Source organism: Streptomyces neyagawaensis, from assembly GCF_023516595.1.
GTDB classification, from domain to species: Bacteria; Actinomycetota; Actinomycetes; order Streptomycetales; family Streptomycetaceae; genus Streptomyces; species Streptomyces neyagawaensis.
The window spans coordinates 171,998-198,820 of the sequence record NZ_JAMGBG010000005.1 but is presented as its reverse complement, the minus strand read 5'-3'; the positions used below and the strand labels follow the sequence as shown (position 1 = coordinate 198,820).

Here is a 26,823-nt window from a genome sequence, read left to right as displayed (position 1 = left end):
GACGGCGGCACCACTCCCCTGGTGCCGCCGTCGGCCCACTCCCCGCCACCGATCCGACCTGCCGCCCACCCGACTCAGGAAGAGGAGAGCCGATGCCGGCCCTCGCCCACGACGACCTCCTGCGCAGCGCCAAGGACCTGGACCTGCCTGCCCACCACCACATCGACGGGGCGGACGAGCCGGGCGGTGGCACCGCGTTCACCGTCGTCTCGCCCCGCAACGGACATGTCCTGCGCGAGGTCGCCGACGCCCGCCCCGCCGAGGTCGACCTGGCCGTGGCCGCCGCGCGCCGCGCCTTCGACTCCGGCCCCTGGCCCCGCCTCGCACCCGCCGACCGCGGTCGGATCCTGCTGCGCGTCGCCGAACTCCTCGAAGAACACCGGGAGAGGCTGGCCCTGACCATCAGCCTGGAGATGGGCAAGCCGATCACGGACGCCTACGGGATCGAACTGCGGGCCGCGATCAACACGTTCCGCTGGTACGGGCAGCTGGCCGACAAACTCACCGACGAGTCCCCCCACACCGCCGCCGACACCCTCGCCCTCGTCACCCGGGAGCCCGCCGGGGTCGTCGGCGCCGTCGTGCCGTGGAACTTCCCCCTGACGCTGGCCAGTTGGAAAGTCGCCCCGGCCCTCGCCGCCGGCTGCACGGTCGTCCTGAAGCCGTCGGAGAACTCCCCCCTCTCGGCGCTGCTCCTCGGCCGGATCGCCACCGAGGCCGGACTGCCGCCGGGCGTCCTCAACGTCGTCACCGGCGACGGACCGGTCGCCGGGCGGGCCATCGGGCTGCACCCGGACGTGGACGTGCTGGCGTTCACCGGTTCCACCGCGGTCGGCCGCCACTTCCTGCGCTACGCCGCCGACTCCAACCTCAAGCGGGTCTGGCTCGAACTCGGCGGCAAGTCACCGAACATCATCCTTCCCGACGCCCCCGACCTGGAGAAGGCCGCCGCCACCGCCGCCTGGGGCATCTTCTTCAACCAGGGAGAGATGTGCACCGCACCCTCCCGGCTGCTGGTCCACTCCTCCGTCGCCGAGCGCGTCACCGAGGCGATCGTGGCCCGCGCCCGGGAGCTGCGCGTCGGCGACCCGCTCGACCCGGCGACCGAGATGGGCGCCCTGGTCGGCGAGGCCCATCTGGAGCGCGTCCTCGACCACATCGGCACCGGCCGCGAGGAGGGCGCGCGGCTGCTGACCGGCGGCGAGCGCACCCTGACCGGCACCGGCGGCAGCTATCTGCGGCCCACCGTCTTCGACGGGGTGGACCCGGGCATGCGCCTGGCCCGCGAGGAGATCTTCGGCCCGGTGCTCTCCGTGCTGACGTTCGACGACCTCGACGAGGCCGTGCGGCTGGCCAACGCCACCGAGTACGGCCTCGCCGCCGGCCTGTGGACCTCCGACCTGTCCACCGCGCACCGGGTCTCCCGCGCCCTGAGGGCGGGCACCGTCTGGGTCAACTGCTACGAGGAGGGCGACCTCAGCGTCCCCTTCGGCGGCATGAAGCAGTCGGGCAACGGCCGCGACAAGTCCGCGCACGCCATCGACAAGTACACCGAACTGAAGACCACCTGGATCCAGCTGTGACCCCTTCGTCCACACGGCCCCTGACGCCCACGCGCCCCCTGACGCCTCGTCGACCCCTGATCGCGATTCCGGCCCGGTTCGCCGCCACCACGTCCGCGCTCCGGTACGCCGCCGAGGTCAACGCCCGCGCCCTGATCGAGGCGGTGTGGCGGGCCGGCGGGGAGCCGGTGAGCGTGCACCCCGCCGCCGGGGACGTGGCGGCCCGCCTCGCCCGCTTCGACGGCGTCCTGCTGCCCGGTGGCGGCGACCTCGCCCCGCACCGCTACGGCGCGACCGACACCCACGCCGCTGTGTACGACGTGGACGAGACGCAGGACGCCTTCGACCTGGCGGTCGCCCACGAGACGCTCGCCCTGGGTCTGCCCCTGCTGGCGGTCTGCCGGGGCCTCCAGGTCGTCAACGTCGCCCTCGGTGGCACCCTGGAGCAGGACATGGGCGGCCCGGAGCGCGAGCACCGGCATCTCGTGCACCCCGTCACGCTGCGACCGGCGTCGGAGGTGGCCCGTGCGACGGGCGCCGAGAAGGTCGACGCGTCCTGCTACCACCACCAGCGTGTCGACCGCCTCGGCACGGGGCTGGAGGTGACGGCCACCGCGGTGGACGGCACCGCCGAGGCACTCGAACTCACCGGTGCGCGCGGCTGGTTCACGGCCGTCCAGTGGCATCCCGAGGACACAGCCGCCGACGACCCGGCCCAGCAGAACCTCTTCGACGCCCTCGTCCGGGCCGCCCGCGAACCGGAGCTGAGCGCGGGTTCGGGGACCGAGAACGGGTTCAAGGGCTGAGGCCAGGTGCACGGAGCCCCGAACCGGTTCAAGGGGCTGGGAACCGGTTCAAGAGCTGAGGACCGGTTCGGGGCTCGGGGCGAACGGGAGCAGTTCGTCGCCGCCCGGCTGCACCACGCCGTAGCTGCTCTCCGGGACCTTGTTCCAGGCGCCGGGCAGATCACCCAGCGGCTCGGAGACGACGAGCCGGGTGTCGTCGGAGACCTCGCGCAGGAAGGTCAGGTCGGGGTGGAGCGACCGCAGCGTCTCCACATGGGTGCTGTAGTACAGCGAACGCGAGGCGCCCTGGCTGGAGTAGCGGAAGGCCCACAGCCGTTGTCCCTCCGTGACGGCCACCGTCATCTGGAGCGGGAACTCCACGCCGTGCTCGCGGCCGACCCGCTCGACCAGGCCCGCCATCCGCGCGACCGCGCCCGGCGGGTCCTCCTCCAGACCGAAGGTGAGCGCCAGGTAGAACATCATCTCGGAGTCCGTCGATCCCTCCATGTCGAGGAACAGCTCCGGGTCGACGACGAGTGCGAGGTCCCGGCGCATCCGGTGGAACTCGGCGATCGCGCCGTTGTGCATCCACATCCAGCGGCCGTGCCGGAACGGATGGCAGTTGGTCTGCTGCACGGCCGTGCCGGTGGTCGCCCGGATGTGCGCGAAGAACAGCGGGGACTCGACGTGGTCGGCGATCTCCCGCAGGTTCCGGTTGCTCCACGCCGGTCCGATGTCCCGGAAGACGGCCGGGGTGCTGGTGTGCGGGCTCGTGTCGTACCAGCCGACGCCGAATCCGTCGCCGTTGGTCGTCTCCACGCCCATCCGGGCGTGCAGGCTCTGGTCGATCAGCGAGTGCTCGGGCCGGTACAGGATGGTGTCGAGCAGCACTGGTGTTCCCGAGTAGGCAAGCCACCGGCACATGGGTCTCCGCCTTTCTTGGTGTTTCGGTGTGCGCCGACCGGCGCGTCTCACCCGGTTCTCCCGGACCCGGTGGCCCTGGGGGAGCGCGGCTCGCCCGGGGACGGCCGGCCCAGCGCGAGCCGGGTGACGCGCGGCCAGTCGGCCGTCGCTCCACTGAGCGGGGTTCCCGGACGGTCGCGCGGTACCCGGACCCGGAGCGCTCCCGGCTCCAGTCGGCACCGCACCGGCGCCGGCAGCAGAACGTGCTCGCCGTCGATGCCGACCGGGACGGTGGCCGTGTCCGCCTCGACGACCGCCGTGCGGGCGGTGAGCCGCAGCAGGCCGCCGGAACGGGCGCCGCGGACCATGCGGGCGGCCTGCGCGGTGTTGCCGACCCGGACGCACACCAGGCCGAGCAGTCCCGAGTCCATCCGTTGCCGGCGCCCCGGGCGCGCCGAGTCGACGGCCCGCAGATAGGGGTTGTTGCTGATGAGCAGCGCCTGCAGCCCGTCGGCCCGTGTGTCACCCGCTCGCAGGCCCAGCCGGGGGGCGTCGGCGCCCGTGAGGAGGCCGGGCAGCATCCGCAGACTCGTGCGCACCTTCCTGCCGCGGTAGTCGGGGTCGCCCACGACGGCGGCGTACGTCCCGAAGGAGGCGTTGTTGACGAAGACGCGGTCGGCGGCGAACCCGAGGTCGACCCGGAGTTCGACACCGTCGGTCAGTGCCTGAAGGGCCCGGGCGGGATCGTCACGGTCGAGGCCGAGGTCGAGGGCGAAGTGGTTGCGGGTACCGGCGGGGATCACCAGGAAGGGCAGGTCGTGCCGGGCCGCCACCTCGGCCACCAGGGCCTGGGTGCCGTCTCCCCCGGCCACCGCCAGCAGATCGGCTCCCTCGGCCACGGCCTGCCGGGCCAGCTCGGCCACGTCCTGTTGTCCGCGGTCGAGGAGGACGACCTCGGCGCCCGCCGCCCGCGCCTTCTCCTCCAGGTGGAAGCGGCCGACCTTGCCGCCTCCGGAGCGCGGGTTCATCAGGATCCAGGGGTGACGCGGTGGCCGGGCGGGACCCTGCCCGTGCTCGGGGTTCCGGTACGCCACCGCGATGTGGGCCGCGGCCATGGCCAGGACCCACAGGGCGAGGGAGACCAGGACCGGCCACAGCACGCCGGTGGCGGCGTACACCGCCGGCACCAGGAGGGGTGCGGTCGCGCACAGCACCACGCCGGCCGTCCGTACGAGGCCGGTGTGGGCCAGGGTCCACCACAACCCGACGGCGGCGAGAGCCAGTCCGGCGAGACCGACCGCGGCCCAGAGGAGACCTCGTGGGCCCACGGTCACCAGAGGGACGAGGACACTCGCGGCCAGGGCCAACAGGGCGAGCCGCGCCCATCCGGCGCTGCCGCCACCGGCACGGCCCCCACCGGCGGGGCTCCGGTCGTCGGCGGCGCTCTCCTCGGCGCCGCCTCCGGTGCCTCCGGTGGGGCCCTGACCGCGGGCTTTCCCGCCCGGGCCCCCACCGGCCCGCCGCCCGGCGTGGCCGGCCCGTCTCCCGGACGCGGAGCCACGGCCGTTCATGCGGTGCCCTTCCCTTCCTCCGTTCCTCCTCCTCTCACATGCCGCTCGAAGCGAGGGAGTCGTCCTTGCGCACCACGCACAGGGCCCAGATGACGAACGCCGACATCGCGATCATCACGATCGACCACGCCGGGTAGTACGGCAGCGAGAGGAAGTTCGCGATGATGATGAGCGAGGCGATCCCCACGCCCGCGACACGCGCCCACGTGGACGTCTGGAACAGCCCGGCGCTCACGATCAGGGCGACGGCACCCAGGATCAGGTGGATCCAGCCCCAGCTGGTGAGGTCGAACTCGTAGACGTAGTTGCGGGTCGCGACGAAGATGTCGTCCTCGGCGATCGCCGCGATACCGCGCATCACGTCGAGGACACCGGCGATCAGGAGCATGACGGCGGCGAACGCCGTCAGTCCGACGGCCCATCCCTGCCTGGCCGAGTGTTCGCGGGTGGGGCGGGTGTGGTGTGTGGTTGCCATGCTGCTGCCTCGTTTCGTGTGTGCTCCGGGCGCGGTCGGCGACCGGAGGAGTGGGGGACGTGAGTCAGCGTTCCGGGGCACCGGAGCCGCTCAGCACCAGTTCCTTGGCCCGGCGGAACTCCTCGTCGGTGATGTCACCGCGGGCCCGGATCTCGGAGAGCCTGGTCAGTTCGTCGACGCTGCTGGTCCGGCCACCGGAACCGGCGGCGGTCTCACGGATATAGCTGTCGAACGCCTGCTGCTGGGCCCGGGCCTGCGCCACCTCGCGGCGCCCCATGTTCTTGCCGCGGGCGACCACGTAGACGAACACACCCAGGAAGGGCAGGACGATCGCGAACACCAGCCAGCCCGCCTTGGCCCAGCCGCTCAGCTCGTCGTCGCGGAAGATGTCGACGATCACACGGAACAGCAGGACGAACCACATGATCCACAGGAAGAACACCAGCATCGTCCAGAAGGCGCTCAGCAGTGGATAGTCGTACGCGAGATAGGTCGGCCCACTCATGTCTCTCCTCCGTCCTGCCCATGCCCGGCAGTCATGCCCGGGCCTTGCCCCCTCAGCGTGCCCACGGTGGGGACCGCGCGTCCTCACCCGAGAAGGGTGAAGCCGCGTCGCCGGCGGCGCGGACCGGTGGCCCCTCGGCTCACCCGTGGTCCGGGGGCCGGCGGCGCGGGAGGCGGGCCGTCCGGTACCAGCCGGTGGCCGCGACCACGGGGCCGAGGGCCAGGCCGGACACGGCGACCAGGAACACCGCGATCAACCAGGACAGGAACGTGAACACCGGTCCGAGCGGACCGAACTCCTCCAGGCCGCGCTGCATGGCCGCCGGCATGAACAGGCGGGCCGCCCAGCTCAGCGCCACCGTGCCCGTTCCCGCCAGTACGGCTCCGGGGAGCAGTTCCCGCCAGCCGATCCGTCCGCCCAGCAGCAGATGCTGGGACCACCACCACAGCAGCGGCGCCGCCAGCACCGACAGCACCAGCCCCGTCGCGGTGCCCAGACCGAAGCCGCCGCGCAGCGGTGCCTGGAGCAGCAGGGCGCCCAGCCAGACCACGAGCCAGAGCAGCCAGCGCCACACCGTCACCGCCCGGAGGGGCGCCCTGGGCAGGTGCCAGCACCGTTCGCACACCGCCTGGAGCGCCCGGCTGAAGGCGGTGGCGGAGACGAGGGTGATCATCACCCCGAAGGCACCCACGGTGTCGCGGGTGGTGCCGGTCGCGTCGAAGGTCTGACGCATCTCGTCGACGGTGTCGCCGCGGACTCCCAGAACCGCGCGGAACGAGTCGACCAGCAGGTCCTGGACCGCTCCGGGGGCGAAGGCCGCCACCGTCATCAGCAGGGGGAGCGCCGTGACGAAGGCCTGGGCGGCCAGCCGCACGGAGCCCTCCACCACGTTGAGGGCCGACAGGTGGGGCAGGAGCCGCGCGGCGGGACCCGCGCGCAACCGTCCGGTCATGGCTCGGAAGGCCGCTCGCTCCGCGTCACCGCGGGGCCGCGCTGCGGGCGAAGGTGAAGGCGCCCGAGCAGCGGGAGTTCGACGACAGCTCGGCCCGCCCGGGGCCTTCTCGGCGGCCGTCCCTCCTCCGGGCTCAGCGGCCATCGCTGCTCCTGAGGGCGGACGCGCGGCCGAGTGCGGTGCGCCCGGCGAGGGCGACGGCGCCCTCGGCCAGGCCGAGCAGGACGAGCCACAGGCCGAGCAGCCGGGTCAGGGCACGCGCGGACTCGGCCGGGAGGGCCAGCACCACGACCCCCGCGACGACGCCGAGGATCGCGGCGCCGAGGAGGAAGCCGCGGTGGGGAAGGTCCTTTGAGGACATGGCCGTGTACAGGGCGAGGAGGCCCGTCACGAGCCACACCATGCCGACGATCAGCGCCAGGGCGGTGATGGTCTGCAGGGGGTTCCGCAGGCACAGCACTCCGGCCACCACGTACAGCACGGCGATCAGCAGTCCGGGGAAGCGTTCGCCGTGGTCGGGGTGGGCGAACGCCGCGACGAAGCGGAAGCCGCCGAGCACGAGCAGGTGAAGGCCGACGAGGACCGCGAGGACGTGCAGGGTCTCGTCCGGCCAGACGAGGACGAGGATGCCGGGCACGATCGTGGCGACGGCCGCCCCCAGCAGCCAGGCCCAGGACCCGCCGAGCCCCCCGAGCACCTCCGTCGGCCCGTCCCCGGACCGGGAGCCCACGGAGCCGGCACCTGTCGGGGAGGCATGGACCGCGGAGCCGGGGGCTGCCGTGGGGCGGTGGGCCGGAGGGCCTGGGGGCACCATCGGTCGGGGGGCCGTGGGGTCGGGTCCGCCCGTGCGTCCGGAGGCCGACGCGGGGTCGTGCGGCGCGGTCATGGAGGTCCTCCTCGCACTGTCACGCGGGGCGTTCGCACGCCCGTGGCCACGGCCACGTGGTGGCCGACGGGGCCAGCGTCCCCCGTCCGGCCGACCGCCGGGTCACCCGCGGCGGGTGACCCGGAGGCGTGGCCACGGGCCTGGGCCGGAGGCGGGGCGCGCGCCGGAGGCGCAGTACGGGCAGGGGCGGGCGTGCTCCGTGGCGCCGAGCGGAGGCGCGCGTCGACCGCGCGGCGGAGAGGATGGGAACGAGATGAGTGATCCCTCTGAGAAGCGGGCGGGCCATGGCCGCTCCCGCGCGGCCGACTCCCGGCGGAACCGTGAACGGCGTACCCGTCGGCGGGCGACGCGCGCGGTGGTCGCCCGGACGGTGCTGATGGCCGCCGGTCTCCTCACCGCGTACTACCTCCTGCCCTTGGAGGAGTACCGCACCGGCGGTGCCCTGACTCTGATCGCGGGCGGTCTGCTGGCGGTCGTGCTGCTGTTCGTGTGGCAGGTCAGGACCATCACACGCTCGCCCTATCCGCGTCTGCGGGCCGTCGAGTCCCTCACCCTGACCCTCGTCGTGTTCCTGGTGCTGTTCGCGACGACGTACTACCTGATGGACCGCACCACGCCCGGCTCCTTCACCGAGCCGATGACCAGGACGGACTCCCTGTACTACACGCTGACGACGTTCACCACCGTCGGCTTCGGCGACATCACCGCCCGTTCGGAGACGGGGCGGGTGGCGACCATGATCCAGATGGTGGTGGGTCTGCTGCTCGTGGGCGGTGCCGCGCGGGTGCTGGCGACGGCGGTCGAGGTGGGGCTGCGTCGGCGTGGAGGCGAGCCGTCCGCCTCGGACGGCTCCGGTACCGGGCCGCAGGGGCGGGGTCGCGCGTCCGGGCCGGAGGGACGGGACCGCGCGTCCGGGCCGTGAGTCGTTCCGGCTCATTCCGGCAGTTGGCGCATCTCCACGACCCGCAGGCCCAGCGACCGGCAGCGGGCCAGCAGCCCGTACAGGTGTGCCTCGTCGATGACGTGGCCGAACAGCAGGGTCTGTCCGGACATCAGCACATGATCCAGCTCCGGAAAGGCCTTGGCCAGCGTCTCCGACATATGTCCCTCGACGCGGATCTCGTAGCGCATGAGCTGTTCTCCCGCGGGCGGCCGGGGTGCGAACTCCGTCCCTCTCCCGACGATCGTGCCGGTCGGTGCGTCCCGGGACCTCACCCGGTGCAGGTGAACTGCCCGTGACGGTGGACGCCGAGGCCCCATGACGGTGGTCCGGTCGAGGGGCCCGATCAGTGTTTGAGGAAGAGCTTGAAGCAGAGGATCGGCACGCCGAGCAGCACATTGACGGACGCGGCGATCAGGACGAGACGCCAGGAGGCGCCGGCCCACCGTGCCGCCGCGACGGACCAGCCCACCTGCCCGGCCAGGGCCACGGCGAGCGCCAGCCAGACGGCGCCCTGGACATCCAGACCGAGGAGCGGGCTGACCGCCACCGCCAGGGCGGGCGGGACGGCGGCCTTCATGATCGGCCACTCCTCCTGGCAGACGCGCAGGACGACCCGGCGGTCCAGGGCCCGTTGGGCGAGGCGTTCCCCGAACAGCACGGCGTGCACGTGCGCGATCCAGAAGACGATGCCGGTGAGCAGCAACAGCAGCACGATCTCCAGCCGCGGGAAGGATCCCAGGGTGCCGGCGCCGAGGACCACGGACGCCGCCAGCATGGAGCCGTAGATGCCGCCCGTGTAGTCCGCGTGGGCGTGACGCTCGGCCCGCCGGGCCCGGGCGTAGGCGCGCGCGGGGGGCGTGGTCTGTTCCTGGGCGGTGTCCTGTGCCTGGCCGGTGGTCCGGTCGTGGGCGGTGGTCCGGTCGCTCTCGGACACGGGAACCCCCTTCATGGGCGGCGGGTCGACCGGGGCGTTCCGGCGGCCGGGGCGGCGGTGTCCGACGGCACCGCCGGGCCTTTCCCGCCGGCCCCTCCCGTCCCTCCGGTCCCTACGGTCCGCCCCGTCGGCAGATGCGGTGTGACGAGGTAGCTGGCGAGGGTGATGCCGCCGGCGGCGAGGAGGGCCGCCTTGAGGCCGTTCAACTGGGCGGTGGCGTAGGCGTCGGTGAGCGCCTCGACCTCGGACGGCGGCAGCCCGGCCCGCTCGGCGGCGGAGCGCACCTGATCGGTGGGGACGAAGGAGATCCCGGCCTCCAGGGCGACACTCGTGCGCTCGCGGGTCTCCTCCGACAGCCGCGGGTCGTCGGCGACCTGGGAGGTGAAGGCGTGGGCGAGCGCGCCGACGAGAATCGAGCCCATGAGTGCCGTACCCAGCGCGGAGCCCAGGTTCTGCGCGGTGAACTGCATACCGCCGGCCTCGCTGCGCGCCTCCTCGTCCACGCTGGACTGGACGACGTTGCCCAGTTGCGAGGCGAGCATGCCCATGCCCACGCCGAGCAGGGCCATGGCGCAGGCGAACTGCGCGTCGTCGATGACGGGGTCGATGGTCGCCAGCAGCCACACGACGGCCCCGACGAGTGCGGCGAGGCCCAGCCGGACCATGCGGCGCGGTCCCACCCGCCGGCCCAGCCGGGCGGCGACGGTGGACGCGACGAGCATGGTGGCGGACACCGGGAGCAGCCGCAGTCCCGTCTGGAACGCGTCGAATCCCTGGACGACCTGGAGGTACAGCGGGATGGTGAAGAACAGGCCGAGCAAGATGAGGTTCTGGCTCACCAGCGTCATCAGGCCGGATCGCAGCGCGGGGACGCCCAGCAGCGACAGATGCACCAGGGGGTCGCGGTGCTCGCGCTCCCGGTGCCGTTCCCAGTGCCGGAAGAAGGCCAGGACGGCCACTCCGGCGGCGACGACGAACAGGGTGGGCGCGAATCCGAGGATGGTGAAGGGCGGGTTCCGGGGCTGCACCCAGCCCCAGGTTCCGCTCTGGAGCACTCCCAGTACGCCCAGGCCGAGCCCGGCGGCCGAGAGGGTCGCGCCGACGACGTCCAGCCGGGGGCGCGGCCCGGTCCGCGGGTAGTCGGCGATCACCCGGCGGAAGCAGAGGACGGTCACGACGACCACCACCTCACCGGCGAAGACCAGCCGCCAGGTGAGGTACGTGGTGACCCAGCCGCCCAGCAGCGGGCCGACCGCGATGCCCGCACCCGCGAGCCCGCCGATGACGCCGTAGGCGACGGCCCGGTCCCGGCCGCGATAGGACTCGGCGACGAGGGCCGCCATGGCCGGCAGCACCATGGCGGCCCCGATGCCCTCGATGACGGACCAGCCCAGCGTCAGGACCCACAGGGTGGGGGCCACGGCGGTCAGGGCCGATCCGATGGCGTAGACGACGAGGCCCAGGAGGAAGACGCGGCGTCGCCCGAGGATGTCCCCGAGGCGACCTCCGATGAGCATGAACGCGGCCATGACCAGCGCGTACAGGGTGATGACGGCCTGGATGGCCGTGACCTCGGTGTCGAAGTCCTCGACCAGCTGACTGATCGAGACATTCATGACGGAGGTGTCCAGCACCATGAGGAACTGGGCCGTGCCGAGAACGATCAGAGCCCGCCAGTGCGCCACGCCGCCCACCTCGCCGAGTCGGCCCGGGACACCGGTGGGGCGACCCGGACAGCGGCCCTCCGCCGACCGGCCGCCACGTCCATCGCAGCTCAGAACCCCACCGCGCGCCTCACCCGCCACGGGCGAGGCGGCCACGGCATGAGAGGTGACCGCCGCGTGGTTGGTGCCGCCGGTCCCCGGCCACTGGATGACGGCCGCGCCGCCGGCGCTGGACCGCTGGACCGTTGGAATTGTCCGCGGCGGCAACAGGGGCCTGCCAAACAACCGCCCGGCTGTGAGCGTCGGTGGTGACATCGCCGCACGTCGAACAACCGGAGAACGACATGCCCACCAGCGTCACCATCGTGGTCGCCTTGTCCGTCCTTCTCGGATTCCTGGTGATCATCCAGGGGTGGATGGGCACCGACGATGTCGACGACCCCAAGATCCGCTGGCAGCTGGACGGCGGCTCCGGCGCCTACCTGGACATGCTCGACCGGCTTTGGAATCTCGCCGAGACCCCTGCCGACGGCGACGGCAGTCGCTCGCCGCTCGCCGCTTTCGCCGGGGTCGTCACCGAGAAGCCGGCCTTCTTCGCCATGGTCCGGTACGACACGCCGCCCGCCGAACGGCGCAGCTCCCGAAGCTCATGGGCGAGTTGCTGCACGGGGCCGGCCGCGGGGTCGACCGGTGGTTCAGGACGCCCCATCGACGAATCCTCTTCCGCGCTCACCAAGAACAGGCTGATCAGCGGTCCAAGGTACTCCGGCCCCTTCCGATGAAGCGCCGGTGGTCAGCGCAGTCGGTCCTTGGCTTTGTAGTACGCCCCGCCGAAGGGCAGGAACCAGGCGGTGCCGTTGTAGAACGGCACCGGAACCTTGGGGAAGCCGAAGCCGCGCAGGGGGTTCGCCTCCGGGTGGCCATCCATCACCTCGGCCATGGCGCGGCCCATGTAGGTGGCCATCTGGACGCCGTGGCCGCAGTAACCCATGGAGTAGTACAGGCCGTCGGCCTCGCCCGCGTGCGGGACTCGGTCCCAGGAGAAGCCGACCATGCCGCCCCACACGTAGTCGATCCGCACGTCCGCCACCTGCGGGAAGATCTCGGCCAGTTCCCGCTTCAGGACGTCACCGCTCTTGAGGTCCGAGGCGGGGTCGGAGGGGGCGAAGCGGGCCCGGCCGCCGAAGGCGAGGCGGTGGTCGGGGGTGATGCGGATGTAGTGGCCGATGTTCTTGGAGTCCACGACCACGCGGTTGTTGCGGATCAGCTGCCGGGCCCGTTCCTCGCCCAGCGGCTCGGTGACGATGACGAAGCTGCCGACGTTGATCAGCCGCTTGCGGAACCAGGGCATGGCCTTGTCGCTGTAGGCGTCGGTGGCCGCCATGACCTGCTGGGCGCGGATGGTGCCGTGCAGGGTCTCGACGCGGAAACCGCCCGCCGGGACGCGGTGCAGTGCGACGGCGGCGTTGCGTTCGTGGATCTCGGCGCCGGCGCGTTCGGCGGCCTCGGCGAGGCCGTGGACGTACTTGCCGACGTGCAGGTGCGCGCTGAGCGGGTCGAGGAGGGCTCCGTGGTAGTAGTCGGAGCCCAGCTCGGCGCGGAGATCGTTCTTGCTCAGGAGCGTGGTCTCGTGGCCGAAGTTCTCGGCCAGGTCGCGCTGCTTGTCCCGCATGCTCTCGAAGTGCCGCGGCTTGAACGCGACCCCCAGACGCCCTACGCGGTGGAAGTCGCAGTTGATCCGCTCCTTGACCGTCAGCTCCTCCACGACGTCCACCGCCGTGCGGAAGGCGTCGTACAGTTCCCTGGCCCGCGGCTGCCCGTAGCGCTTGCGCGCCTCGGCGGGGCTGATCGTGATGCCCTGGGTGCACATGCTGCCGTTGCGTCCGGAGGCGCCCGAGCCGACCTTGTCCTTCTCCACGAGGACGACGTGGGCACCCTTGCGGGCCGCGTGGTAGGCGGTGGACAGGCCGGTGAGGCCGCCGCCGACGACCACCAGGTCCGCCCGCTCGGGCAGGGGCTTGCCGGTCCGGTCGGGAAAGGCGGGGGCGGTGTCGAGCCAGTAGGGGATCTGCTTCATGACGTACGTCCTCGGGTCTTCCTGGTCGTCCAGGGGTGTTTCTCTAGGTCCCGGCCTCAGCAGCCGAGCAGGGCCGGCAGACCGGACAGGTCGGGCAGCTCGTCGAAGGGCTGGTAGTCGGCGCTGCCGCGGGCTCCCATGGAGCCGTTGTGGCCGTAGCGGTTGATCCACACGCGGCGCGCGAGGCCGAGGTCGCGGGTGGGGATGAGGTCGTACTCCCAGCCCTGGGCCACGTGGATGACCTGGGCGGGGTCGATGTCCATGGCCTGGAAGGCGTACTCGAAGGTCTGCCGGGACGGCTTGTACGCCTTGGCCTGCTGGGCGGTGATGACATGGTCGAACTCGACGCCGATGTTCGCCAGGTTCTGGGCGATGAGGTCGTCGTCCGTGTTGGAGATGATGGCGATCTCGTACCGGGACTTCAGCGCCCGCAGGGCGGCCGGGACCTCGGGGTGAGGGCCGAAGGTGGGCACGGCCGCGACCAGGGCCTCGCCGTCGGACTGCCGGTACTCCAGGCCGTGCAGCCGCATCGCTGTCTCCAGGCTGGCGGGCAGCACCTCGTGGAAAGGGCGGTACGCCTCCAGGACGGCGTGGAACCGCATGATGCGGAAGTCGTCGAGGAACTCGTCGACGTTCAGACGGTCCAGGTCCAGCCGGTCGGCGAGGACCTTCAGGGTGGTGGGGCCGAGCTGGAAGTCGACCAGGGTGCCGTAGGCATCGAAGGTGACGATCTGACGCATGACGTTCAACCTCTTTCCGGGCATATGGGACACCTCGCGCGGCGGGGAGCCACGAACTCGTCGAGTGCGGCCTGGTTCGCCGTATCGGGGGTGGTTCAGGGGCCCGCCACGGCGTTGGCGGCGACCCGTCGAGGACGGTGGATGCCGGTCAGGCAGTCGGCGGCAGCAGCACTGCTGCTCCGAGTGCGATGAGCGTTTCTCCCACCGAGGTGATGCGTCAGTGAAGCACCGTGGAGAACCCGGCAACAAGGGACGTGAGGCCGCGAGATCGACCGCGCGTATTGTGCCTGTGCACAATCAGCGCGTTCCGGGGATCAGGACACCGCCGCCCGGAAGCGGGCGCCCGCGTCCGTGTCCAGCCAGGCCAGGGCGAGGACCAGCCGGGCGGCGTCGGCCGGCCTGGACAGCTTCAGCCCGGTCGCCTCTTCCGCGGCCTGCAGGCGATTGCCCACCGTGTTCCGGTGGCGGTAGGTGCGGGCGGCCACCTCGGCGACCGAGCCCAGGTCGAAGTAGCAGCGCAGGGTCTCGAGGACGCTGTCGCTGTCACGCAGCCCGAGGAGTGGGCGCAGCACGCCGGTGGCCATCGCGCCGGGGAGCTCTTCCTGCGCCGACATGATCGCCCCGACCCAGTGGCCCTCCACATGCCGCACTCCGGACCGCGTGGAGCTGCGGATCGCGGCGCGCGCGAACCGGATGCCCCGCGCGGTCAGCGCCAGCCCGGGGACTTCCGCGACGCCGCAGCGCCACGGGGCGAACGGCTGGAGCAGGGCGAGCACGGCCTCCTGGTCCAGCCGTCCGTGGCGGATGATGCCGAGGAGTTCGTCGCCCATCCAGCCGAAGTGCCGCAGCAGGCCGCCCCGACGCAGCGCGTCGTCGACGTGGGACAGAGCCGGGTCCCCGGTGGGAACGGATTCGACCACGACCACGGTCAGGGCGACGCGCTCGGAGAAGCCCAGCAACGTCGACGCCTCGGCGACCGTGGAGGGGTCCTGCTCGCCTTCCAGGACGAGGCGGCTGAAGGCTCGGTTGCGTACCTCCGTACGACGGCTCGCCAGGTCGCGTTCGGTGCGGCGGTAGGCGTCGACGACTTCGACGCTGTTGGCGTCCGTCGCCTCCCAGACGCGGATCAACCCGTCGAGGAAGTCGGGATCGGCGCTGATGCCCCGTGCTCGCCCCTCCTCCAGCACGGCCTCCCACAGGGTCCTGAGGTCCAGCTGGAAGGAGTGCATGAGAGCGGTCAGGGGGAACGCCTGTTCCGCCCGCTCGCGTCCCACGTCCTCGGTGGCGCGTGAGACCGCCGCGGGCACGGGACCGCCGGCCAGCCGGGTCAGGGCGAGTTCGAGGGTTCGTCGCATCCCCTCCCGTTTCTGGACCGGGTCCCAGTCGGCCGACGCATAGGCGGCCTCCTCGGCTTCCAGCTTCGCGAGAGCACGAGAGGTCAGTTCGTCGAGGCGTTCGTCGAGGAGCCGGCGCGCGATCGCCTGAACGGCGTCGTGGCGGGCCCCACCCGGGGAGCGTCCCGAACTGCTCATGAGGACCGCCTTCTCCCGACAGACCGCCTTCTCCCGACAACAGCCGTACCGAGATTGTGCACAAGCACAAACTACAGGGTGGATGTCGCGGCCTCACGTCCCTTGTTGCCGGATTCTCCGCGGTGCTTCACTGACGCAGCACCTCGGGCTGGAGAGCCGTGGCAGGCCACGCACGTGGAGCAGCCACAGAGGCCCGCCGCGGCGGCTACGCCCGCCCTCTCATGGGAACCGCGTCGATCGGACCGTCCGGGAACCGACCGGCGGCGCGGCAGGGATCAGGCCGAGACCGAGCGCGTGACGCGGGTGACCCGAGCACGTGAACGCAGGCCCCATGTGAGTGAGTCATGTGCGGCCTGACGACGAGAGAGAGAACGCACCGATGACCTCAGTGACCACCACCGACCGGGACGGAGCGGCCGTCCCCGGTCCCACCTGCCAGTTGCCGGGCACGCTCCTCGATCACGTGCTGCGGCAGTCCTTCGGACTCGGGGGATACGTCCAGCACCCACTGGGAGGGGAGGTCGACCAGAACGTCCGGATCACCGGCGACGACGGCACGCGCTACTTCGTCCGGGTCACCGTCGCGGAGCCGGACTCGCCCGATGTCCTCTGGCAGAACGCGCTCCTCCAGCATCTCGCCGCCACCGTTCCCGACCTTCCGGTGCCTCGGCTGGTCCCGACACGCGAGGGGCAGCTCCTGGCCGGCGTCGTCCACGAGGGCCGGACGCACGTGGTCCGTGTGATGAGCTGGCTGGAGGGTCGGGGCCTGGCGGATCTCGACGACCATCCCGCGGCACTTCTGCGTCGGCTGGGAGAAGCCGCTGGGCGGCTGAGCCTCGGACTCTCCAGCATGGAGCCGCCGGTGGGCCTGGCACCGCACGACTGGGACATGCGCCGGGCCGCCGAGATCGTCGAGGCGTCGTTGCACGCCGTCCAGGAGGCGGACCGGCGGGAGTCGGTGCGCACGATCATGGGCTGGTACGACGATCTCCTGCCCGCCCTGGACCGGCTGCCGTGGAGCGTCCTGCACCAGGATCTCAACGACGCCAACGTCCTGGCCGACGCCGACGAGGCCGGGGTGCCGCGGATCTCGGGCATCGTGGACCTGGGCGACTCGCTCTACGGTGTGCGCGCGGCGGAGGTGGCGATCGCGGCGGGCTACGCCATGGTGCGCAAGGCCGACCCGCTCGCCGCGGCGGCCGAGGTCGTGGCCGGCTTCCACTCGGTGCTCCCCCTCACGGCGGAGGAACTGGCGGCCGTCCATCCGCTGGCGGCCGCCCGGCTGTGCATGAACGCCGTGACGTGGACGCGCCGGGTCGCCGAGAGCGACACACCGTACGGGCGGACCCGCGTGCAGCACACCTGGCCGACGATCGCACAGGTGGCCGATATCTGCCCGGAGGTCGCCGAGGCGACGTTCCGCGTCGCGTGCGGGCTCCCCCCGACGCGGGAGCATGGGCGGTGGGAAGAGGTCGTGGCGGAGGCGGCCCGAGAGGGTGCCCCACACGCACCGGCTCCGCGGCTGGTCGACCTGCGACCGGCCAGTGATCTCTACGACGAGATCGACTGGCACGACGCGGAGGCGGTACGCGTGCGCGTCGACGGCGTCCTCGAGGGACGTCGGCGGCGGGGTTACGTGCCCCACCTCAGCGCCTCGCTGCTCCTGGGGGGCCGGCGCCGCCCGGGAGTCGAGGAGCCCGCGACGGTGCAGGTCGGCGGCACGCTGATCCTGGCGGACGCCGAGGAGGTCGCCAGCCCGCTGTCCGGGGTCGTCGAGTCCCACGGTGGCCCCGATGAGCCGTTGGTGCTGCGACACGCGGTCCAGGGGGTGGAGTTCTGGACCTGCTGGTGGGGGTTGGACGGCTCGCCGCCCGTCGCGGCGAGGGTCCCGGCGGGGGCGCCGTTGGGACGCGCCGGCGTGAGCGAGGGTACGGACCCGCTCGGGCCCCGCGTCCAGGTGCAGGTCCACCGCACCGCGCGGATGGCCACGTGGCCGCCGCCTCGCGCGGTGCCGCCCTCCGCGCGGCAGGTCTGGAGCCGGCTGTCACCCGACCCCGCCCGGCTCCTCGGGTTCACCGGCTCCCCCGCCGCGGCCCCCGCCGTCGACGACGTCGTGGCCGTGCGCCGTCGCCACATCGCCCGCTCCCAGCGCAACTACTACCGCGAGCCGATGAATCTGGTGCGCGGGCGGGACGTGTGGTTCCACGACGAGGACGGCCTGGCCTATCTGGACTCGCTGAACAACGTCACCCACGTCGGCCACGCCGAGCCACGGGTGACGGCCGCCGCCACCCGACAACTGCGCAAGCTCAACACCAACAGCCGTTTCGTCTACCCGCAGATCGCCAGTTACGTGCGGAAGCTGGTGGCCACGCTGCCCGACCCGCTCGAGGTCGTCTTCCTCGTGTGCACCGGCAGCGAGGCGAACGACCTGGCGCTGCGGATCGCCCGCCAGGTGACAGGGCGCCGGCACCTCGTCAACATCGACGGCGCGTACCACGGCAACACCGGCGTGGTGACGGGGATCAGCCCGAACCGTTACAAGGGCCCCGGAGGCGCCGGCGCACCCCCCACCACCCACGAGGTCGTCATCCCGGACCGCTACCGCGGCGCCTACGGGTACGACGACGCGGACGCCGGAGCCAAGTACGCGCGCGACGCCGCGGCCGTCATCGAGCGGATCTCGGCCGACGGCCGACCCCCGGCCGCCTTCATCGCCGAGTCCCTGATGGGATCGGGTGGGAACATCGTGTTCCCCGACGGCTACCTCGACGGCGTGTTCACCGCTGCCAGGCGGGCGGGCGCCCTGTGCGTCTCCGACGAGGTCCAGGTCGGCGTCGGACGACTCGGGCCCTGGTGGGGGTTTGAGCTCCAGGGAGTGGTCCCGGACATCGTCACGATGGGCAAGCCGCTCGGGAACGGGCACCCCCTCGCGGCGGTGGTCACGACCCGGGAGATCGCCGACGCGTTCGACACGGGCATGAAGTACTTCAACACCTTCGGCGGCAACCCGGTCTCCTGCGCGATCGGCGAGGCCGTGCTCGACATCGTCGAGCGGGACGGGCTGAGGGAGAACGCCGTGAACGTGGGAGGGTACTTCGCGCAGTCGCTGCGCGAACTCCAGCGCCGACAACCACTCATAGGCGATGTGCGAGCCCAAGGGCTCTACCTCGGCGTCGAACTGGTCCGCGACCGCACCACCAAGGTGCCTGCCACGGAGCAGGCCTTCATCGTCACCGAACTCATGAAGGAGCGAGGCGTCATCGTCTTCCCCAACGGTGTGCACGACAACGTACTGAAGATCAAACCGCCCATGACCTTCCGCCGCGAGCACGTGGATCTCTACGTCGACGCACTGGACGAGGTCCTGTCCCTGCCCGAGCTGCGCTCGGCCGTTCAGTCCTGAGACGGTGCCCACGGCTGACCGGCGGCGGCGTCACCCGTCGGCGGCGGCTCCGGTCTCGTCGGCGTTCTGGCGGGAGCCGAGCGCCAGGTAGACGGCGTGCACCGCGAGGATCCGTTCGACCTCGTCGATGATCGGGGCGAAGAACTCCCGTCGGTGGTCGGCGTCGGTCATCGAGGTGATGGCGAAGTACATGCTGCCGAACGCGGCGATGAGTGTGGCGTTGCGCAGGAGCGCGAGCGGGGCGTCAGGCAGGAGGACCGAGTAGACGGGCGGGGATCCGATCCACTGTTCCGCCGTTTCCGGCGTGACCACGATCAGACCGAGGACGAGGAAGAAGAGGAACAGCCCGAGACCGAACACCGCGGCCTGCACCAGCTGACGGAGAGCGAACAACAACAGCAGGTTGCGCACCTGGCGCTTGTTGAGGGAAACGGGATCGAGTGCCGCCCCGGGTGTCAGCCCGTCGATGTCCACGGAGGCGAGGGGTGTTCGCCGGCAGGCCCTCGACAGCAGGGGCGGGCTGAGGTCCTGCTCGACCCGCCCGATCTCGTCGCGCAGACGGGCGGCGGCGGCGAGCACCGTGACTCCCACGAACAACACGACGATCAGGGCGAGCCTCAGCCAGGACAGCCTGTTCATGGCCTGCCACAGTTCGCCGGTGAAGAAGATGAACAGCGTCACGAACAACATGGGCGGCAGGGCTCGCCCCATCAGGTGCGCACTGTTGCGCAGGTCGTGGACAGCGTGGCGGACCGCACGGCGCATCAGCGCGCCGACGCCGTACGCCGTGGCGGTGGCCGTGGTGACGAAGACGGCGGCGAAGAAGACGACGAACCCCAGGAAACCGGCGCCCTTGCCGCCGGGCGGTGTGACGGTGTCATCGACGGCGACCTGGAGCAGGGGGACCGCGATCGGCATCGCCGCGTAGGCGCTGAGGACCCCGACCGTGGCCTTGGGTGAGACGCGGGGCAGTCGCCTGACGAACAGCCTGATCGCCGCCCAGCTGGCCAGTGTCACGACGGCCACGGTGCCGAGCAGGACCCACCGCCCTGAGCCCACGCCCTTGAACGGCACGAGCCAGACGAGACTGGCGAGAGTCACGAAGCAGAGGGTCGGCAGCATCCGAGGAAGGACGTTCCTGGCGAAACCGTAACCTTCGATCATCGTGGGCGTGCCTTCGCGGATGAACCAACGCTCCGTTCGGCGCAGCACGTCCGCCGGGGCGGCCACTCGCAACGTTCCACCATTCCTGGGGCGAACAACTGGTGCGCGATCGTACAGGAGTCGCAAGAGGGTGGGATGTGGTGGCCGAGGCCCGCGCGGCGGTCAGCAGGCGCTCGGTTCACTTCGCACTCGGCACAGTCAGCCGCTGTTCCAGGAAGGAGACGACGGTCTGCCAGGAGGGGGTCGTGGGGCGCGGCGGTGTGGTGCGCCCCTGCTCGGCGCTCTCCTCGTAGGCGTCCCTGTGTGTCTCCTGGTCGGTGAGCATGGCGACGAGCGGGCCGTGCCCGGCGTGCGGGAGGGAGACCAGACGGGCTTCGTTGCCGGTGGCGGCCAGCCTCTCGTACAGCAGGCGGCTCTGGTGGTACGGCACGAAGAGGTCCCGCTCACCATGGAAGACCAGGAACGGCGGGGTGCGCCGGGCTCCGATGTAGGTGAGCGGGTTGGCCGCCGCGACCCGGTCGGGGTGGTCCTTGATCGGGAAGCCGAGCAGCAGCGACTCGGGCGAACGTGGGTCGGCGTGGCAGCCGGTGAGGCCGAACACCTCATTGAACGGCTTGCAGCCGTCCACCATGTGGGCGTCCATCTGAAGGAAGTCGGTCGGCGGGTAGAACGGCACGGCCGCCTGGACGGCGCTGGAGGGGCCGCGTGTGCCGACCTCGCCCTCCAGGTGCGGGATGTCCCCCGTGACCGCCGCCATCGCAGTGACCCAGCCGCCCGAAGAGTCGCCCATGATGGCGATGCGCCCGGGGTCGAGGTTGTAGGTCGTCGCATGGGCGCGCAGCCAGCGGATCGCTGCCTTGATGTCGTGCAATTGAGCGGGGAACCGGGCCTGTCCGCTGGAGCGGACGGCCACTCCGGCGACGGCGAATCCGCGCGGGTTGAGCCGCGCGGCGACCTGGTCGGCGCCCTGGCGGCCGCTGTCCGCCAGCCAGCCTGAGCCGCTGGAGAAGATCACCAGCGGTGTCGGCCGCACGCTGCGGGGGAGGTACAGGTCCAGTAAATGACCCTGAGTGCCGGGCGGATCGGCGGGCGCGTAGGCGAGGTCCTTGGTCACGTCCACGTTTCTCGCTCCGGGGTGCTCGCGCGGGCCCATTCCGTTCGCCTCGTGAAGTCAGATTCACAACCTGCGGAACACGAGCTTCCGCGCACGCAGCGGCACTGTCAACCCCGCGTGTCCCGGGCGCGGCCCGACCGAGGCTCACCGGGCGACTCCAGCCACGCACGACTTCAGGACAACGAAAAACTCGCGGTGCGCCACACCTTGACCCCGCCAAGGCCGGGCCCTAGCGTCCCGCTTGCTTGTTCGGCCCACGAAACATTGTGCGTATCGCGCACATCTCAGGAGGAGCCGTATGCGAAGGCGTGTTCTCGGTTGTGCCATAGCCGTGGTGACGGTCGCGGCGGCGGCCGGTTGTGGATCCTCCTCGTCGTCGAGCGGCGGTTCGCCGTCCTCGGACGGGAAGACCACACAGGTCACCGTCGGCATCATCCCGATCGTCGATGTGGCCCCGCTGTACCTGGGGCAGAAGAAGGACTTCTTCGGCAAGCGCGGCATCGAGCTGAAGATGGAACTCGCCCAGGGCGGCGCCGCGATCGTCCCCGGTGTGGTCAGCGGTCAGTTCCAGTTCGGCTTCAGCAACGTCACCTCCCTGATGATCGCCCAGACCAAGGGAGTTCCGATCAAGTCGGTGGTCAACGGGGCCGCCTCCACCGGCGACACGGGCACGGACATCAGCGGGGTCGCCGTCAAGAAGGACAGCCCCATCAAGTCCGCCAAGGAGCTGGCCGGCAAGAAGGTGGCGGTCAACACCCTGCAGAACATCGGCGACACCACGGTCCGTGAAGTGGTGCGCCAGGACGGCGGCGACCCCTCGAAGGTCACCTTCGTGGAGATGCCGTTCGACCAGATGCCGGCCGCCCTCGACGGCGGGCGGATCGACGCCGCGTGGATGGGTGAGCCCGCGCTGACCATCGCCAAGGGTCAGGGCGCCCGCGTCGTGGCCTCGCCGTTCGCCGAGACCGACCCGAAGCTCACCATCGCGACGTACTTCACCTCCGTCAAGCTCCTCAAGGAGAACCCCGACCTGGTGAAGAAGTTCACCGAGGCCATGACCGAGTCGCTGAAGTACGCCTCCGAACACCCCGACGAGGCACGTCAGACGCTCACCACCTACACCAAGATCGACGGTGCGGTGCTGAAGGACCTGACGCTGCCGACCTGGCCCGCGGAGTACGACATGGCCTCCCTGGAGAAGTTGGCCTCGCTCGGCGAGAAGGACGGCATCTTCGGCGGCAAGAAGCCGGACCTGGACGCCCTGTTCTCATGACCGGGCCCGGAATCTCCTCATGACCGAATCCGGGAGCACTCCTGTGCTGACGAAGACGCTCGAAGGCGCCGGGACCGTTCCCGGCGGGCCGGGTGGCGGCCGATCCCGGCGCACACCGGCCGGACTCGTCACCCCGCTGCGGGGACTGGCCGGCCTGACCGGGCTCGTGGCGCTGCTCGAAGTGCTGCCACGCACCCCTGTGGTGTCCGCCGACTACCTCCCGCCCGCGTCGAGGACGGCCGAGGCCCTGGGGCAGATGCTCACCGAGGACGCGTTCTGGACCGCGCTGGGTGACACCCTGACAGGGTGGGGCCTCGGCCTGGCCATCGCCGTCGTGGCGGGAGTGGTGGCCGGAATCGTGATCGGTTCCGTGCCCCTGCTGCGGGCGGTCACCGCCTCCACGATCGAGTTCCTCCGCCCGATCCCGTCCGTGGCCCTGATCCCGGTGGCGGTCCTGCTCTACGGCACCGACCTGAGGTCGAAACTCCTGCTCGTGGTGTACGCCGCGTTCTGGCAGGTCCTGGTCCAGGTGCTGGCCGGCATGCAGGACGTCGACCCGGTGGCCGACGACACCGCCCGCAGCTACCGGTTGGGCACCTGGGGACGGGTGCGGTACGTCATGTGGCCCACCGCGCTGCCGTATGTGATGACGGGCGTGCGGCTGGCCGCCACCGTGGCCCTCGTGCTCACCATCACCGCCGAACTCGTCATCGGCGCACCGGGGTTGGGCAACCAGATCGCTGTGGCGCAGAACTCCGGAGCCGTGCCCCGGGTCTACGCCCTGGTCCTCGTCACCGGAGTGCTCGGCGTCACGATCAACCTGATGGCGCGCGCGGTGGAGCGTCGCGCGCTGCACTGGCACCAGTCCATCCGCAGGGAGGGATGAGCCCCATGACCCGGACGACGACCACCGTCATCACCCTCGTCCGGCGTGTGCTGCTGGCCCTGGGTCTGCCCGCGGTCCTGTTCGCCGTGTGGTGGTTCGCCACCGCAGGGAGCACCGACTTCTACGTCCCCCCGCTCTCCACCGTCCTCGGCAGGTTCGGGGAGGTATGGACGGGCGAGCGGCTCCTGTCCGACGTCGTACCGAGCCTCGCGCGGCTGGCCGCGGGCTATCTCCTCGCCGTCGTCGCCGGGGTGGGGCTCGGCCTGGTGATCGGCACGAGCCGCGTCGTACGCGATGTCCTCGAGCCCGTCCTGGAACTCTTCCGGGCCATACCGCCACCGGTGCTCGTGCCCGTCATCATGCTGTTCGCGGGCATCGGCGACACCATGAAGGTGATCGTCATCGTCAGTGGCTGCATATGGCCGATCCTGCTCAACACCGTCGAAGGGGTGCGCGCCGTCGACGAGGTGCTGAGCGACACCTGCCGGTCCTACGGCATCACCGGACCGTCCCGGCTGTGGCACCTGACCCTGCGCTCGGCCAGCCCCCAGATCATCACCGGCATGCGGCAGGCGCTGTCCATCGCGATCATCCTCATGGTCATCAGCGAGATGTTCGCCGCCAGCAACGGGCTCGGCTTCACCATCGTGCAGTTCCAGCGCTCCTTCGCCATCCCCGAGATGTGGAGCGGCGTCCTGCTGCTCGGACTGCTCGGCTTCGCCCTGTCACTGCTCTTCCGGTTCGCCGAGAACCGGGTCCTGGCCTGGTACCACGGCCTGCGCCGCGCGCAGCGCAACCCCTGACAAGGAGACGAGCGATGCTCGACGTACGCGACCTGCAGAAGATCTACACCGGACGGCACCGCAACGTCGAGGCCCTGCGGAACCTGACCTTTCACATCGGCGCCGGTGAACTCGTCTGCCTGGTGGGCCCGTCGGGCTGCGGCAAGACCACCCTGCTGAAGTGCATGGCGGGACTGCTGGCCCCGACCGGCGGCGAGGTGCGCCTGGACGGCAGCCCGGTCACCGGGCCCCCGCCCGGCATGGCGGTGGTCTTCCAGGAGTACGGCCGCTCCCTGTTCGCCTGGATGAACGTCCGCGACAACGTCGCCCTGCCCCTGCGCCGCAAGAAGCTCGGCAAGGCCCGAGAGAGGGAACTCGTGGACCACGCCCTGGAGGTGGTCGGCCTCGCCGACGCCCACCGGGCCTACCCCTGGCAGCTCTCCGGAGGAATGCAACAGCGCGTGGCCATCGCCCGCGCCGTCGCCTTCGAACCGAAGGTGCTGCTCATGGACGAGCCGTTCGCCGCCGTCGACGCGCAGACCCGCGCCGAACTGGAGGACCTCATCCGGCGGTTGTGGCGCGAACTGGGCGTCACCGTCCTGTTCGTCACCCACGACATCGACGAGGCCGTCTACCTCGGCCAGCGCACCCTCATCCTGTCCACGTCACCGACCGTGGTGCAGGAGGACCTGACCATCGACCTCCCCGACGAGCGCGACCAGTTGCACACCCGCTCCAGCACCCGCTTCGCCGAACTGCGCGCGCACGTCTACGAACAGATCCAGCGCGCCAAACACCACCACGGCGACAGGGAGGCACCACCCGCCGACCGCAGCGAGAACCTCGCCCCGCAGACCACGAAGTCCTGACGCGTCCGCCGCCGAACCGAACCCCAGGAAGAGCCGCGGAGACGCCATGACATCGACACACGAGGCGCCGCCCGGCGACTCCGCGCTGTCGCCCGTGCCGCCCGTGCCGCCCGAGGAAGCCGTCACCCCCCTCATGCGCGGGATCGCCGTGCTGTGCGGACTCACCGATGCCGGAGGGGCGGCGACGCTCAGCGATCTGGGCCGGGCCACCGGGTTGGCCCGCTCCACCGTCGACCGGGTCGCCGCGACCCTCGCCCGTATGGGATACGTCCGCCTCGACGGCAGCAACGCCGCCCTGGCTCCCCGTCTGATGGAACTGGGCAACGCGTATCTGGCCGCGCTGCGCCTCCCCGGCCTGCTGAGCGGGCACGCCGACGCCCTCGCCGACGCGCTGGACGAGTCGGTCTCCCTCGCGGTGGCGGACGGTGACGGCATCCGGTTCATCCACCAGGCGATCCGCCGGCGCGCCCTGTCCCTGAGCTTCCGCATCGGCGACCTGCTGCCCGCGGAACGCACGGCACCGGGCCCCCTGCTGGCAACGGAATGGAGTGCCCAGAACTGGGCTCGATGGCGGGAGCGGCAGCTGGCCGACCCAGAAGACCTCGGCTTCCCCGCCATACCCCGGCGCGCGCACGACGCCGCCACCGCGGACTTCCCGCGACGGGTGGAAGAGGCGCGGCTGCGGGGCTGGGCCCTGGACGACCAGCTGATCGAGCCGGGCCTCGTGGCCCTGTCCGTCCCCGTGCGCACGCCGGACGGCCGGATCGCCTGTGTGGCGAGTGCCGTGAGCCACACCAGCAGACACAGCGCGGACTCGTTGCGCGACTCCCTCCTGCCGAGACTCCGCACCGCGGTCACCGCCATGGAGCGGGAACTGGCCATGGCACCACCGCCCGAAAGGGCGAGCGGGCCGAGCGGGCCGAATGGGGCGAACGGGCGGGATGCGGTGAAGGGGCCGATCGGGGCGACCGACCTCGCCGCTTGGACCAGCGCCTCCAAACAAGAACTGGGCGGGGAGTTCATCACGTCACTGGCCCGCGGCCTGACCGCGATCACCGCGTTCGGCGAGGGCCGGGCCGAACTGACGCTCTCCGAGGTCGCCGAGCGCACCGGATTGCCCCGGGCCACAGCGCGCCGGGCCTTGATCACTCTCCAGCACCTCGGCCATGTCATCGTCGAGGGGCGGGCGTTCCGGCTCGCGCCACGGGTCCTGTCCCTGGGGTTTCCCCCGCTGTCCAAGGCCACACTCACCCACATCGCCCGCCCCCATCTCACCGCTCTGACCAGGAGGGTGAGGAACTCCACGTCCCTGGCCGTGCTCACCGACGACCACGTCCAGTGCGCGCTCTCGGTGACCGCGGGCCGCATCATGGACGTCGACATCGCGGCGGGCTCCCGCGTACCCGCCCACGCGACATCCGCCGGCCGGGTCCTGGTGGCGAGTCTGCCGGCCGAGAGGCGTGCCGCCTGGCTCGCCCACGTACGGCTGGAGGCGCTGACCCCGCGCACCGTCACCAGGCCCACCGACCTGGAGGCGATACTCGAACGGGTCCGGGACGACGGGTACGCGCTGGTCGACGACGAACTGGAGGAAGGTCTCCGCTCCATCGCCGTGCCGGTGCGTGACCGCGAGGGGGTGGTCGTCGCCGCGATCAACGTCCATATGCACAGCGGGCGAGGCTCGGCCGCCGAGTGCGTCATGGACATCGTGCCGGAGCTGCGCGCCACGGCCGACTCGCTGGAGGCCGATCTGCACGTCACCGGTAGGTTCGTGCACGTTCCCGTTTCCTGAGGGACCTC

The 26,823-nt window shown here is 71.4% G+C and carries 24 protein-coding genes; 9 read left to right on the top strand and 15 right to left on the bottom strand.

The window, feature by feature from the left end; all coding sequences use genetic code 11:
* Positions 1 to 92 precede the first annotated feature (92 nt).
* Both M8J73_RS03245 and M8J73_RS03240 read left to right on the top strand, forming a co-directional pair.
* Positions 93 to 1,583: an aldehyde dehydrogenase gene (locus M8J73_RS03245; protein ID WP_249828198.1), complete on the top strand. Its 1,491-nt coding sequence runs from the start codon at positions 93 to 95 to the stop codon at positions 1,581 to 1,583.
* Complete coding sequence (locus tag M8J73_RS03240) at positions 1,580 to 2,368, top strand: gamma-glutamyl-gamma-aminobutyrate hydrolase family protein (RefSeq protein WP_240501698.1); 789 nt, start codon at positions 1,580 to 1,582, stop codon at positions 2,366 to 2,368. The genes M8J73_RS03245 and M8J73_RS03240 overlap by 4 nt, the downstream gene beginning before the upstream one ends.
* Positions 2,369 to 2,416: 48 nt before the next feature.
* Here M8J73_RS03240 and M8J73_RS03235 read toward each other — a convergent pair whose 3' ends face one another.
* From M8J73_RS03235 to M8J73_RS03210, 6 genes are all read right to left on the bottom strand, one after another.
* Positions 2,417 to 3,271: a class II glutamine amidotransferase gene (locus M8J73_RS03235; RefSeq protein ID WP_055542211.1), complete on the bottom strand. Its 855-nt coding sequence runs from the start codon at positions 3,269 to 3,271 to the stop codon at positions 2,417 to 2,419.
* 47 nt (positions 3,272 to 3,318) lie between these two features.
* Positions 3,319 to 4,821 (bottom strand): diacylglycerol/lipid kinase family protein, encoded by a 1,503-nt coding sequence (locus M8J73_RS03230; RefSeq protein WP_079055190.1) that lies wholly within the window; start codon positions 4,819 to 4,821, stop codon positions 3,319 to 3,321.
* 34 nt (positions 4,822 to 4,855) lie between these two features.
* On the bottom strand, positions 4,856 to 5,296 hold the full coding sequence (locus M8J73_RS03225) for a DUF7144 family membrane protein (RefSeq protein ID WP_055542212.1): 441 nt from the start codon (positions 5,294 to 5,296) through the stop codon (positions 4,856 to 4,858).
* 64 nt (positions 5,297 to 5,360) lie between these two features.
* Positions 5,361 to 5,801, bottom strand: a complete 441-nt coding sequence (locus M8J73_RS03220) for an SHOCT domain-containing protein (protein ID WP_055542213.1) — start codon at positions 5,799 to 5,801, stop codon at positions 5,361 to 5,363.
* A 139-nt stretch (positions 5,802 to 5,940) separates the two neighbouring features.
* A complete protein-coding gene (locus tag M8J73_RS03215; RefSeq protein ID WP_055542214.1) occupies positions 5,941 to 6,753 on the bottom strand; it encodes a YhjD/YihY/BrkB family envelope integrity protein in 813 nt (270 codons plus the stop codon).
* A 133-nt stretch (positions 6,754 to 6,886) separates the two neighbouring features.
* Positions 6,887 to 7,639: an HdeD family acid-resistance protein gene (locus M8J73_RS03210; protein WP_372503883.1), complete on the bottom strand. Its 753-nt coding sequence runs from the start codon at positions 7,637 to 7,639 to the stop codon at positions 6,887 to 6,889.
* 253 nt (positions 7,640 to 7,892) lie between these two features.
* Between M8J73_RS03210 and M8J73_RS03205 the strand changes: the two genes are divergently transcribed.
* The gene (locus M8J73_RS03205) at positions 7,893 to 8,561 is read left to right on the top strand and encodes a potassium channel family protein (protein ID WP_308408332.1); all 669 of its coding nucleotides are present in this window, start codon (positions 7,893 to 7,895) and stop codon (positions 8,559 to 8,561) included.
* An 11-nt stretch (positions 8,562 to 8,572) separates the two neighbouring features.
* On the opposite strand, the gene M8J73_RS03200 is transcribed toward M8J73_RS03205, so the two are convergent.
* The 7 genes from M8J73_RS03200 to M8J73_RS03170 form a co-directional block, all read right to left on the bottom strand.
* The gene (locus tag M8J73_RS03200; RefSeq protein WP_055543260.1) at positions 8,573 to 8,770 is read right to left on the bottom strand and encodes a DUF8691 family protein; all 198 of its coding nucleotides are present in this window, start codon (positions 8,768 to 8,770) and stop codon (positions 8,573 to 8,575) included.
* 155 nt (positions 8,771 to 8,925) lie between these two features.
* Complete coding sequence (locus tag M8J73_RS03195; protein WP_240501795.1) at positions 8,926 to 9,516, bottom strand: hypothetical protein; 591 nt, start codon at positions 9,514 to 9,516, stop codon at positions 8,926 to 8,928.
* An 11-nt stretch (positions 9,517 to 9,527) separates the two neighbouring features.
* On the bottom strand, positions 9,528 to 11,201 hold the full coding sequence (locus M8J73_RS03190) for an MFS transporter (protein WP_249828196.1): 1,674 nt from the start codon (positions 11,199 to 11,201) through the stop codon (positions 9,528 to 9,530).
* A 457-nt stretch (positions 11,202 to 11,658) separates the two neighbouring features.
* Positions 11,659 to 11,781, bottom strand: coding sequence for a hypothetical protein (locus tag M8J73_RS45450; protein ID WP_338060033.1), 123 nt, complete (start codon positions 11,779 to 11,781; stop codon positions 11,659 to 11,661).
* Positions 11,782 to 11,973: 192 nt separating this feature from the next.
* Complete coding sequence (locus tag M8J73_RS03180; protein WP_249828195.1) at positions 11,974 to 13,257, bottom strand: NAD(P)/FAD-dependent oxidoreductase; 1,284 nt, start codon at positions 13,255 to 13,257, stop codon at positions 11,974 to 11,976.
* Positions 13,258 to 13,313: 56 nt separating this feature from the next.
* A complete protein-coding gene (locus M8J73_RS03175) occupies positions 13,314 to 13,997 on the bottom strand; it encodes a haloacid dehalogenase type II (RefSeq protein ID WP_055537381.1) in 684 nt (227 codons plus the stop codon).
* A gap of 314 nt (positions 13,998 to 14,311) precedes the next feature.
* A complete protein-coding gene (locus M8J73_RS03170; protein ID WP_055537360.1) occupies positions 14,312 to 15,529 on the bottom strand; it encodes a PucR family transcriptional regulator in 1,218 nt (405 codons plus the stop codon).
* A gap of 379 nt (positions 15,530 to 15,908) precedes the next feature.
* On the opposite strand from M8J73_RS03170, the gene M8J73_RS03165 reads away from it, so the two are divergent.
* A complete protein-coding gene (locus tag M8J73_RS03165; RefSeq protein WP_055537361.1) occupies positions 15,909 to 18,935 on the top strand; it encodes an aminotransferase class III-fold pyridoxal phosphate-dependent enzyme in 3,027 nt (1,008 codons plus the stop codon).
* 30 nt (positions 18,936 to 18,965) lie between these two features.
* Here the strand turns inward: M8J73_RS03165 and M8J73_RS03160 are convergent, their stop codons facing one another.
* A complete protein-coding gene (locus M8J73_RS03160; RefSeq protein ID WP_157873056.1) occupies positions 18,966 to 20,036 on the bottom strand; it encodes a hypothetical protein in 1,071 nt (356 codons plus the stop codon).
* A 241-nt stretch (positions 20,037 to 20,277) separates the two neighbouring features.
* Positions 20,278 to 21,219, bottom strand: coding sequence for an alpha/beta hydrolase (locus M8J73_RS03155; protein WP_240501030.1), 942 nt, complete (start codon positions 21,217 to 21,219; stop codon positions 20,278 to 20,280).
* A 292-nt stretch (positions 21,220 to 21,511) separates the two neighbouring features.
* Between M8J73_RS03155 and M8J73_RS03150 the strand changes: the two genes are divergently transcribed.
* The 5 genes from M8J73_RS03150 to M8J73_RS03130 are packed head-to-tail and all read left to right on the top strand — an operon-like array spanning position 21,512 to position 26,815.
* Positions 21,512 to 22,486: an ABC transporter substrate-binding protein gene (locus M8J73_RS03150; RefSeq protein ID WP_055537364.1), complete on the top strand. Its 975-nt coding sequence runs from the start codon at positions 21,512 to 21,514 to the stop codon at positions 22,484 to 22,486.
* Between the two features lie 19 nt (positions 22,487 to 22,505).
* Entirely contained in the window at positions 22,506 to 23,372 is an 867-nt protein-coding gene (locus M8J73_RS03145; RefSeq protein WP_079054686.1) for an ABC transporter permease, read from the top strand.
* 5 nt (positions 23,373 to 23,377) lie between these two features.
* Positions 23,378 to 24,175: an ABC transporter permease gene (locus M8J73_RS03140; protein ID WP_055537365.1), complete on the top strand. Its 798-nt coding sequence runs from the start codon at positions 23,378 to 23,380 to the stop codon at positions 24,173 to 24,175.
* A gap of 14 nt (positions 24,176 to 24,189) precedes the next feature.
* Entirely contained in the window at positions 24,190 to 25,023 is an 834-nt protein-coding gene (locus tag M8J73_RS03135) for an ABC transporter ATP-binding protein (RefSeq protein WP_055537366.1), read from the top strand.
* A gap of 46 nt (positions 25,024 to 25,069) precedes the next feature.
* Positions 25,070 to 26,815 carry an IclR family transcriptional regulator domain-containing protein gene (locus tag M8J73_RS03130; RefSeq protein WP_055537367.1) on the top strand — a complete coding sequence of 582 codons (1,746 nt, stop codon included), beginning with the start codon at positions 25,070 to 25,072 and terminating at the stop codon, positions 26,813 to 26,815.
* The last annotated feature ends 8 nt before the right edge of the window (positions 26,816 to 26,823 follow it).

Coding starts and splice junctions, on each gene's coding strand:
- M8J73_RS03245 (WP_249828198.1), top strand. CDS start 93: ATGCCGGCCCTCGCCCACGACGACCTCCTGCGCAGCGCCAAGGACCTG.
- M8J73_RS03235 (WP_055542211.1), bottom strand. CDS start 3,271: ATGTGCCGGTGGCTTGCCTACTCGGGAACACCAGTGCTGCTCGACACC.
- M8J73_RS03230 (WP_079055190.1), bottom strand. CDS start 4,821: ATGAACGGCCGTGGCTCCGCGTCCGGGAGACGGGCCGGCCACGCCGGG.
- M8J73_RS03225 (WP_055542212.1), bottom strand. CDS start 5,296: ATGGCAACCACACACCACACCCGCCCCACCCGCGAACACTCGGCCAGG.
- M8J73_RS03220 (WP_055542213.1), bottom strand. CDS start 5,801: ATGAGTGGGCCGACCTATCTCGCGTACGACTATCCACTGCTGAGCGCC.
- M8J73_RS03215 (WP_055542214.1), bottom strand. CDS start 6,753: ATGACCGGACGGTTGCGCGCGGGTCCCGCCGCGCGGCTCCTGCCCCAC.
- M8J73_RS03210 (WP_372503883.1), bottom strand. CDS start 7,639: ATGACCGCGCCGCACGACCCCGCGTCGGCCTCCGGACGCACGGGCGGA.
- M8J73_RS03205 (WP_308408332.1), top strand. CDS start 7,893: ATGAGTGATCCCTCTGAGAAGCGGGCGGGCCATGGCCGCTCCCGCGCG.
- M8J73_RS03200 (WP_055543260.1), bottom strand. CDS start 8,770: ATGCGCTACGAGATCCGCGTCGAGGGACATATGTCGGAGACGCTGGCC.
- M8J73_RS45450 (WP_338060033.1), bottom strand. CDS start 11,781: ATGGCGAAGAAGGCCGGCTTCTCGGTGACGACCCCGGCGAAAGCGGCG.
- M8J73_RS03180 (WP_249828195.1), bottom strand. CDS start 13,257: ATGAAGCAGATCCCCTACTGGCTCGACACCGCCCCCGCCTTTCCCGAC.
- M8J73_RS03175 (WP_055537381.1), bottom strand. CDS start 13,997: ATGCGTCAGATCGTCACCTTCGATGCCTACGGCACCCTGGTCGACTTC.
- M8J73_RS03170 (WP_055537360.1), bottom strand. CDS start 15,529: ATGAGCAGTTCGGGACGCTCCCCGGGTGGGGCCCGCCACGACGCCGTT.
- M8J73_RS03165 (WP_055537361.1), top strand. CDS start 15,909: ATGACCTCAGTGACCACCACCGACCGGGACGGAGCGGCCGTCCCCGGT.
- M8J73_RS03150 (WP_055537364.1), top strand. CDS start 21,512: ATGCGAAGGCGTGTTCTCGGTTGTGCCATAGCCGTGGTGACGGTCGCG.
- M8J73_RS03145 (WP_079054686.1), top strand. CDS start 22,506: ATGACCGAATCCGGGAGCACTCCTGTGCTGACGAAGACGCTCGAAGGC.
- M8J73_RS03140 (WP_055537365.1), top strand. CDS start 23,378: ATGACCCGGACGACGACCACCGTCATCACCCTCGTCCGGCGTGTGCTG.
- M8J73_RS03135 (WP_055537366.1), top strand. CDS start 24,190: ATGCTCGACGTACGCGACCTGCAGAAGATCTACACCGGACGGCACCGC.
- M8J73_RS03130 (WP_055537367.1), top strand. CDS start 25,070: ATGACATCGACACACGAGGCGCCGCCCGGCGACTCCGCGCTGTCGCCC.